This window comes from Tateyamaria sp., from assembly GCF_059783535.1.
The window spans coordinates 22,582-31,286 of the sequence record NZ_JBYNDP010000039.1; the positions used below are offsets into that span (position 1 = coordinate 22,582).

Sequence of the window (8,705 nt, forward strand, 5' to 3'; positions counted from 1 at the left end):
CCCGTGAATGGCAATTGGAGGGCAGTCTGTAGCAGTCTTTCCAAGTCATCCCAGACCCACCCCGCGCTCGGCCAGCGCGCGCTTGAGCGCTGCGCCAGCGGATTTGGCGGATGCCTGAAGCCGCGGAGCGGCCTCTTCCTGTTTGGCCGCGACCTCGTCAAGGGAGTCGAGCCAGTCCAGCACCCGGTTGGTAAACGAAGCCGGCTCGATTTCTCCGATTGGGGTCACGAGTTCCGGCAAACCCAGTTCTTCGAAGGTTTCCTCGAATTTCGGTTCGTAGGATATCGGCAAGACCGGGGTATTCGCGCAAATCGACAGAATTGCCATATGCAGCCTGCAGGCAATCAGGCCGTCAAAGGTCTGCAAGACTTGGATCAGCTCGTGTGGTGTGTGAAAATCGCGGTTCACGCTGACATGGGCGGCAACATCTGATGGTAGCTCGGCAACGAATTCGGCGGCAACTGCGGAATCGTCCGTCCAGTATTCGGGGATGCCCTGACAGGTCGATATGAAGGTGATTTCGGCCCCCTTGTCGCGGACCAGGGCGGTGACAGCCGCAAGAGTGGACTGCTTGAACTGCTCAGCACCAGTCTCGGTGTCGCGCGCGCCGTAAAACTTGAGCTTGCGAACCGCCACGGCGATGCGCAGACGATCATCTTTTTTGCGGCCGCAACGCTCGCGTCGTTCTGCTGTAGACGTCGGGCCGGATGTCCAAAGGGCAAAAACGGAGTCGCTTACCGTTGTGACATGATCCGAACGCCCGAGTAGGGCGTGCACATGCGCTTTTGATGTGTCGTGACGCACGAGGATCAGTTCCATCTTGTCCAATTGCGGCGCCAGATGCCGTGATCGAAAGTCATCGGCAAAAGCCTCGAAGGACTGGGTGAATGCGGCGACCGGTTTGCCCAGTTGGAAATCCTTGTGAAACTCCACGATACGCCGACCATAGTCGTATTTGCTGAGCAGATAGGTACCGCCGGTGGTGAGAACGAAGTCGGCATCGAGATAGGGTTGGATGGCGCGCATCACGGGTGTCGGCAGCGGCAACCCCACTGACGTCAGGATCCGCGTCAGGGTCACGGACGCCGACATGTAGAGCTTTCGCACGACAAGATAGCGCCGGTATTTCCCAAACAGTTTGGCCGCGAGTCGAATGGACGGAGCGCGGTCCATGAGAAAAGATGGCAACGGGATGAAGTCGATGTCTGGATAGTAGCGCGCGATGCTTGGCATGCCGGAGTCGGCAAACCTAAGCTCTGCATCCGGGAAGCTCTCGGTCAAGATTTCGCGCAGGGCAATGCCGATCGCACTGTCGCCACCGTTCATAAAAACACAGTTCTCGACGATGATACGCATGTCAGATCGCGCCTTTCTCGGCACGTATGCGCTGTGCCATGGTGGAGAGGCCGCGCACTTCGGCAAGAACTTCACGACCGAAGGTGGTGAGCGCCAAGAGACCCGCAAACATGGCGTAGCAAAGTGCTGTGCCGCTCAGAAGCCGCAGCACAGCAGTCTCGGGCAACATGTCCTGAATGAACAGCATCGCCACATATGTCAGCATGGCCGCACAGAAGAGCGGGGCAATGCGGTTGCGGATGCTGTCAAACCCGACCGGTCCCTTGCGGCAGATCAGGATCCAGAGCGGGATCAGCTTGGCCATGCTGGCCGCCGCATAGGCTGAAGCCATCTGTACCACGCCGTACTGCACGCTCCACACAAAGACTGCGCAACTGATCAGCGCTGATGTGAGCCCCCACCAAGCCATCTCGGTGGTCCGCCCCTGGCTGATGAACAACCATCCTGTCGGATTTGCCAAAGCCTGTGACAGACCCGCGATCCCCAGAGCAGCGAAGATCGGCGCGCTTTCCGCCCATTGCGCGCCCAGAAGAAACGGGACTGCCGTATCCGCCATTGCGGTCAGGGCGGCGACAGCGGGCAGAACGGCGAGTTGCATCAATCCGAAGACACGGAAAAACATGCGGGCATAGCGCTGTGGTTCGTCTTGCAGTCGGGACAGAACGGGCACCATGACCTGCGACAGCGGCTGTGCGACGCGGTTCAGGGGAAACAGCAGCAGCTTGTAGGCCCGGTCGTAAAGACCGAGAGCCGCTCCGCCCCAAACCCGTCCGATCAGGATGCTGTCGAGGTTGCGTGAGAAGAAATTTGCCAGCTTGAAGCCGGTTACGCCTGCACCGAAGCCGACCAAATCTCTGGTGCCTTCGGCGAGTGCCGGGCGGGACGGGGTCCAGGGCATCCAGAACCACACCATGACCGCGCCGGTAAGCCCGCCTGCAATCGTGCCGGCAACCAATGCCCAAGGGCTGGGATCAAAAAGGGCCCAGCAGATCGAGACCGACAGGGTCGTCATCGCAACAACACCGGCGTTTATCGCGATGCGGCCAAACGCCATTTGGCGGTTCAAAAGGGCAAAGTGCTGGGCACCCAGGGCCGTGATAACCATGTTGAGTGCCAGCGCCCGGATAAGCCATGTCAGGTCCGGTTCATTGTAGAACTGTGCCACGAGCGGTGCCATGAGCATCAGGAACACCGTCAGCGCGACGCTCAAGCTCATGTTGATCCAGAAAAGCGCATTCAGTTGTCCATATGTCAGGCTGCGCCGCTGAATGACCGCTTGCAAAAGACCCATGTCCCTGAACATCGAAAGGAACGCGATTATTGGGCCGATCATTGCAATAAGACCGATGTCCCGAGGGGTCAGTAGTCGGGATAGGACAATCACCGATCCGATCTGACACCCTACGGTGACCCCTTGGCTGAGCGCCGTATGGAACGTGCCGCGTGCGACGGTGCTACCGTAGCTGCTCTGTTTTGCGGTTTCGACAATTGTCTCAGGCGGGTGTTGTGCCATGCCGTGTCTCAAATGAACCGGCTCTGTGCCGTTGGTTTGACCTGATCACAGTACGCCGCTGGATACCCGCGCTTTTGCAGTTGCAGCATTCCTTTCAGCAGCTTCCCGCCCGCCAGCGGTTAGCAAGAGCAAGATCCCGCATGAAATCTAGGCTCATACCCGTCCAGCCGCCTCTCAAATCAGCAACGCTGATGTGTTGACGCCAGGGTGGCCGGATTATCCTGCGATGCTCGTTTTCTTGCTCATAGTGGGGCAGGGAATCGGCTGGCCTTCGCCCCCTCTGGGGACCCCCTTTGACTTGTTCCACGCACCATGGGTACTCCGAAAACGCTCCGCTAGCGCTAGGTGGCAGAATGAAAAAGACGGGTGTTGTAGCCCAAAGCAGTGCACGAGACCATTCGTCGGATCGCGGGCCTCGGATCTTGTATCTGGCGCACGACTTGAGCGACGCAGCCATTTGGCGACGGGTCGAGATGTTGCGCTTGGGCGGTGCGCAGGTGACGCTTGCCGGTTTTCGGCGCGGTGAGGGCGCGTTGCCCGGGGACGCGCTGGTGCTGGGGCGGACTCACAATGCCAGAATGGGTCAACGCGCGCTCGAAGTGCTGCGACAACGTTTGAGATTGAAGCGAAACCTTGCTGGTATTGGATCTTACGACATCCTTGTTTGCAGAAATCTTGAGATGCTGGCCCTGGCCGTTCCACTGCAGAGAATTTCGCCGAGCGCGCATCGCGCGACGTTGATCTACGAAGTCCTTGATATCCACCGGCTCATGGTGGGGTCTGGGTGGGCAGCGCGCGGCCTGCGATGGCTGGAACGTCGCCTGTGTCGGGATGTCGATAAGCTGATCGTGTCGTCACCCGGTTTCTTGCGGGAGCATTTCGACGTGCATCATCGCCCGGGGGTTCCGTCCTTGTTGGTCGAAAACAAGGTCATGACCCAAGACCTCGGGGACATGCCAATCGTCCCGCCGCGCCCACCGCTCTCGCCTGCTGAGCCCGTTTCCATTGGTTGGTTCGGTATTCTCAGATGTGCGTTTTCGCTGCGATGCCTAGATGCGTTGACCCGCGCAACTCCGGGGCGGTATCGGGTCGTGTTGCGTGGTCGTCCGGCGCTCGACGAGCTGACGGACTTCCATGATGTTGTGGCGCGAAATTCTGACCTCGTTTTTGAAGGGCCCTATCGATATCCCGACGATCTGAGCCAGATTTATGGCGAGGTCGATTTGGCATGGTTGGTCGACCGATACGACGCGGGACGCAATTCGGATTGGCTGTTACCGAACCGGCTTTATGAAAGCGGTCTGAACCAAGTGCCTGCAATCGCGCTCGAAGGAACCGAGATCGCGACGCGGCTCCGCGCTCTGGAAATCGGCCTGATACTTCCCGAGGCCAGTGAGGCGGCTGTCATAGGAGCATTGGATGCGATGGACGACGAACAACTTGCTGGCCTTCGGGAGCGGCAGCGGTCCATCCCATCGGAAACCTGGCGCGTCGGTGAAGTCGAGGCGCGTGCACTGGTGGAGGAAATCGACCCGACCAGCGAGGCCACGGTGGAAACACCGACAGGTCTTGATCGCGGCGGCGTTCTCATCGTCATACCGACGCTGAACGAAGCCGCGCATATCGCAGGCGTCATTGACGGACTCAAACCTTTTTTCGACCGGCGTCTGAGTTGCGAGGCTCTGACCCGCCTTGTCATCGCTGATGGTGGTTCTACAGACGGGACCGTCGATATCGTGACGGATAAGATTGCCGCCCTGTCGCAGTTCGATATTCATGTGCTGCACAACGCGGCCCGCTTGCAAAGCGCAGGCGTCAACCGCGCTTGCGAAGCGTTTGGCGAAGACATGCGCTGGCTTGTTCGTCTCGACGCCCACGCGGCCTATCCCCAGGACTACGTAGATGTGCTTCTTGAGGAGGCCGAGCGCATCGGTGCGCAAAGCGTCGTTGTCGCCATGCATGCGACCGGAAGCAAACCGTTGCAGCGCGCCATCGCTCTGACTCAGAACGCGCGTCTGGGCAATGGCGGGTCGGCGCACCGAAACGCTGGCTCTGGCGCGTTTGTTGATCACGGGCATCATGCCTTGATGCAGCTCGCGGCTTTCCGCACGGTCGGCGGCTATGATGAGAGTTTCTCGCACAATGAGGATGCAGAGCTGGACATGCGCCTGACCAAGGCGGGCTACAAGATATGGCTCACGTCACGGACGCGGTTGGACTACATGCCGCGAAAGACTATTTCTGCGCTGGCGCGGCAGTATCTCAACTTCGGCAGCGGTCGTGCCCGCACGGTACTGAAACATCGCCTGAAGCCACGGCTGCGGCAGATGGTGATGGTCGCCGTCGCACCTGCGGTCGCGGCCTCCGCTCTGGCCTTCGCGGTTCCTGTATTCGCGCTGCCCGCTTTGATTTGGGTTGCGGCTTGTCTGATCGGCGCGTTCGGATTGGCCTATGCGCGCCGTGATCCACTTGCTCTGGCGGCAGCGCCCATCGCCATGATCATGCATTTTTCCTGGTCGTTGGGTTTCTGGCGGCAGCTGCTGGTACCCAAAGCAACGCCGCACCCGCCGGAGCCGATCATGGAGGTGCCAGGTGCTGGTGCCCTACTCGACGTTACTGTTGCTGTGGGCATTTGCACCTTCCAGCGTCCCTCTTTGATTGAGACACTTACCTCTCTTGACGCGCAGGCATTACCCGACAGCATGAAGTTGTCCATCATCGTTGCCGATAATGACATCACGCCAAGCGCGAAGGAGGCCGTTGCCGCGTTCTCGAAGCAGACAAGGCACCTGATCACCTATGTGCACGCGCCGTCGGGCAACATCTCGATCGCGCGAAACGCCATACTGGATGAGATTGACCGTCAAGGCCTGCAAATCTGCGCGTTCATCGACGACGATGAATTGGCGCATCCGAAGTGGCTGGCCAAACTGTTTGAGCAGCTGTCGACCGGAGAGGCCGACGTTGTGGTTGGGCCAACCCGCGCGGTTTATGCCGTTGAGGCACCGGAGTGGATGCGGCACCTTCGGATTCACGACACCCAGCCCGAACTTGGGCCCGATGGTCGGCCCATCGCCGGGCACAGTTGCAATGTTCTGATGGATCTCGGACATCCCGCGTTGACTGGGCGCCGCTTTGATCTCGACCGCGGGGTCTCGGGTGGCGAAGACACAGCTTTCTTTGCAGATGCTATGCGTGCCGGTGCGCGACTCGCCTTTGCGCCCCTGGCCTATGTCGACGAGACTGTACCGGCATCGCGGATGACGTTCTTTTGGTTGTTCCGACGCCGCTTTAGGATGGGTCAGACCCATGGCAGTCTGCTGCGCAAAGCCGATGATCCGACGAAGGGATGGGTGGCCTTGCCGTTGGCGGGTGCAAAGGTCGCGTATTGCGCCATGCTTGCCCTTATGACTTTGCCCTTCAACAGATATCGAAACGCCAACCTGCTGCGGGGCGCATTGCATCTTGGGACGATGTCATCCTTGCTGGGTTTGCGCACAGTCGCGATCTACGGTCACACACAGCGCGACCGCGACGGGCTACCGTCAAATTGAAGGCGGAAGGCGATCAACTGCTTTAGCTGACATGCCTCAAGTGGGGTGGCCGGTAATCTTCTTGCGCGAGAGCCGGCAAAATGTAATTGGTTGGAAACCTCTGTTCGTCAAAAACACGAAACGATTGATGGCTGTGCCTCAACCGTGTCGCAAATTCAGCATCTGGAGCGTTGATGCGAATATCAGTTTTTTTGATAACTCTCCTTGTTTCGGGCCTCGCTGCGACAGTTCTGGGTATCCTGGCTGGATTCAAAGCCATTACCCTCGTTTTGTTTGTGATTGCGGTCATCGTGGCGGTGCAGTTGGCCTATCTTGGGTTGATCGCGCTGCGTGTGGCGGAACGAAAGCATGAGGTCTCGCAGAGCGGCAAAGTGACTCGAAAAGCATCCTCGAAACACGCATCTTCAGAAAGCGATCTCTAACGCGGCAAACTGCCAATCTTGCCATCATCAGCGGCGGTTAGATGCCTGTTGCTCACCAACGCCCTTTATCTGTCATGGACATGGTTCAAGCGTAGACTACTGTTTTATCGCGTCCCGATGGGCGTTGCTCCAAGATTATCAGACAGAGGGCCTATGCAGCAAAGCGTAACGGTCATCATTGCCGCGTATAATGCGCAAGAAACGCTTGCACGGGCTATCCGATCCGCGTTGTCCCAACCCGAGACTCGTGAGGTCATTGTGGTAGACGACAAGTCGCTGGATTCGACCGCTGCCGTCGCACTTGAACAGGCCAAGGCCGACGCACGCGTCCGGCTTCTCACAGCGGAAGTCAATCAAGGGCCAGCGGCGGCGCGCAACCTGGCCCTGGACGCTGCCACTGCCGACTTTGTTGCAATTCTGGACGCCGATGATGTGTTCCTTCCGGGAAGGCTCAGCCGCCTCTTGGCCTGTGACGACGCTGAGATGCTGGCGGACAATATTGCTTTCGTCACCACCGACAGGATCGGTGGGCTGATGGATCGGACATGGCCTGACATCACACCCGATTTCCAGACGCTGGGTATCACGCAGTTCGTCCTCGGGAACCTGCGCAGGAAGAATGTCGCCAGAGGTGAGCTGGGTTTTCTCAAGCCCGTGATGTCACGCAAGTTTCTGAACCGTCAGGGTCTGCGCTATGATACCCGCCTGCGGCTCGGAGAGGACTACGACCTCTATCTACGTGCGTTGCTTGCTGGCGCGCGGCTGAGATTCACACGTCGCCCGGGATATGCTGCCGCGGTAAGAAATACCTCGCTCAGCGCACAGCACGGTACGGCAGAGCTTTCTGAAATGCATGATCGGCTGGTTGCTCATTTGCAAATGGATGGGTTGTCTCCCGATCTCACTCAAGCCATGCAGGCGCATCGTGATGAGGTTCGGCGCAAACGGGACCACCGTGTGTTTCTGGATCTGCGCCGCGAAAAGGGGGCTTGGGCCGCCTTGCGCTACCTGTTTGGTGCCAGCAACCGGATCTGGCCAATTGCAAGCCAAGTCTTGTCGGACAAACTCGGATTGACTGCAATGGCTGGTGATGCGGCTCCGGCCACTGATGTGAGGTTGCTCTTGCCGACAGCAGGACAGCGGTCAGTTGCGGTCCACCAATAGTGCGACCTCGACGCCGGGCGGGACAGTTGCACGCTCAGCGCTTTCACGATCAAGCCGTACGCGAGCTGACTTCCAAAGCGGGACGTAACCAAGGGCGTCCAGACCCGCGGCACCTTCAGCGACGATATCGGATTGGCCTGCGCTTGCGAGCCGTGCAAGGCGGCTGGCCAACGCCCGATCCTTGATCCAGTCTTGTTTGGCATCGTCTTGCGCGGCAACTGGGATGCGCAACGCATCAGGGGACGCTGGGATCTGCTCAACCATATCAGTTTCGGCGAGCACAATCGTTTGTGGACATGCACGTTGCTCGACTTTGCCCTGCGACCGCTTGCGCCTTTGCCGATCCAAAAGACTGGTTGCAAGATCGCCGATAAGCATTGGATCGCGGAGGACCCGACCCGCAGCGCCAAATACCTTGCGCGCCTTGATCGCGTCGACAAGCCTTTGATACCGAAGCGCACGATCCAGTGCCGCCCTACGTGCGTGCAGAGCCTGCTGCAGATCGGGGGTATTGGTATGAAGTCTGTCCGCGTCGGCTGCCAATCGCTGATGCGCTTTCAGAAGACCAAGCAGAACAGGCACCGACAGGCGGTTGGATATCGATTCTCCGTGCTGTCGATAGAGATAGAGCGGCGCCGGTATGACCAGAAATCTGGCATCTGCCAGTAGTAGCCGGGCGTAGAGGTCGAAGTCTTC

Annotated in this window: 5 protein-coding genes and 1 pseudogene; 3 read left to right on the plus strand and 3 right to left on the minus strand. The window is 58.9% G+C overall.

Translation table 11 applies throughout. The features are described from left to right. Positions 1-45: 45 nt before the first annotated feature. Positions 46-1,356: a polysaccharide pyruvyl transferase family protein gene (locus AC6RA8_RS09880; protein ID WP_500352448.1), complete on the minus strand. Its 1,311-nt coding sequence runs from the start codon at positions 1,354-1,356 to the stop codon at positions 46-48. Position 1,357: 1 nt separating this feature from the next. Then, on the minus strand, positions 1,358-2,869 hold the full coding sequence (locus tag AC6RA8_RS09885; RefSeq protein ID WP_500352449.1) for a lipopolysaccharide biosynthesis protein: 1,512 nt from the start codon (positions 2,867-2,869) through the stop codon (positions 1,358-1,360). A gap of 440 nt (positions 2,870-3,309) precedes the next feature. On the opposite strand from AC6RA8_RS09885, the gene AC6RA8_RS09890 reads away from it, so the two are divergent. From AC6RA8_RS09890 to AC6RA8_RS09900, 3 genes are all read left to right on the plus strand, one after another. Further along, entirely contained in the window at positions 3,310-6,423 is a 3,114-nt protein-coding gene (locus tag AC6RA8_RS09890; RefSeq protein ID WP_500352451.1) for a glycosyltransferase, read from the plus strand. A gap of 173 nt (positions 6,424-6,596) precedes the next feature. Then, a complete protein-coding gene (locus AC6RA8_RS09895; protein WP_500352452.1) occupies positions 6,597-6,845 on the plus strand; it encodes a hypothetical protein in 249 nt (82 codons plus the stop codon). A gap of 153 nt (positions 6,846-6,998) precedes the next feature. Beyond that, a complete protein-coding gene (locus AC6RA8_RS09900; RefSeq protein WP_500352453.1) occupies positions 6,999-8,009 on the plus strand; it encodes a glycosyltransferase family 2 protein in 1,011 nt (336 codons plus the stop codon). Here AC6RA8_RS09900 and AC6RA8_RS09905 read toward each other — a convergent pair. Next, positions 7,989-8,705: pseudogene (locus tag AC6RA8_RS09905) on the minus strand (hypothetical protein); the annotation flags it as partial. The gene AC6RA8_RS09900 and the pseudogene AC6RA8_RS09905 sit on opposite strands and share 21 nt — an antisense overlap.

Coding starts and splice junctions, on each gene's coding strand:
- AC6RA8_RS09880 (WP_500352448.1), bottom strand. CDS start 1,356: ATGCGTATCATCGTCGAGAACTGTGTTTTTATGAACGGTGGCGACAGT.
- AC6RA8_RS09895 (WP_500352452.1), top strand. CDS start 6,597: ATGCGAATATCAGTTTTTTTGATAACTCTCCTTGTTTCGGGCCTCGCT.
- AC6RA8_RS09900 (WP_500352453.1), top strand. CDS start 6,999: ATGCAGCAAAGCGTAACGGTCATCATTGCCGCGTATAATGCGCAAGAA.
- AC6RA8_RS09885 (WP_500352449.1), bottom strand. CDS start 2,869: ATGGCACAACACCCGCCTGAGACAATTGTCGAAACCGCAAAACAGAGC.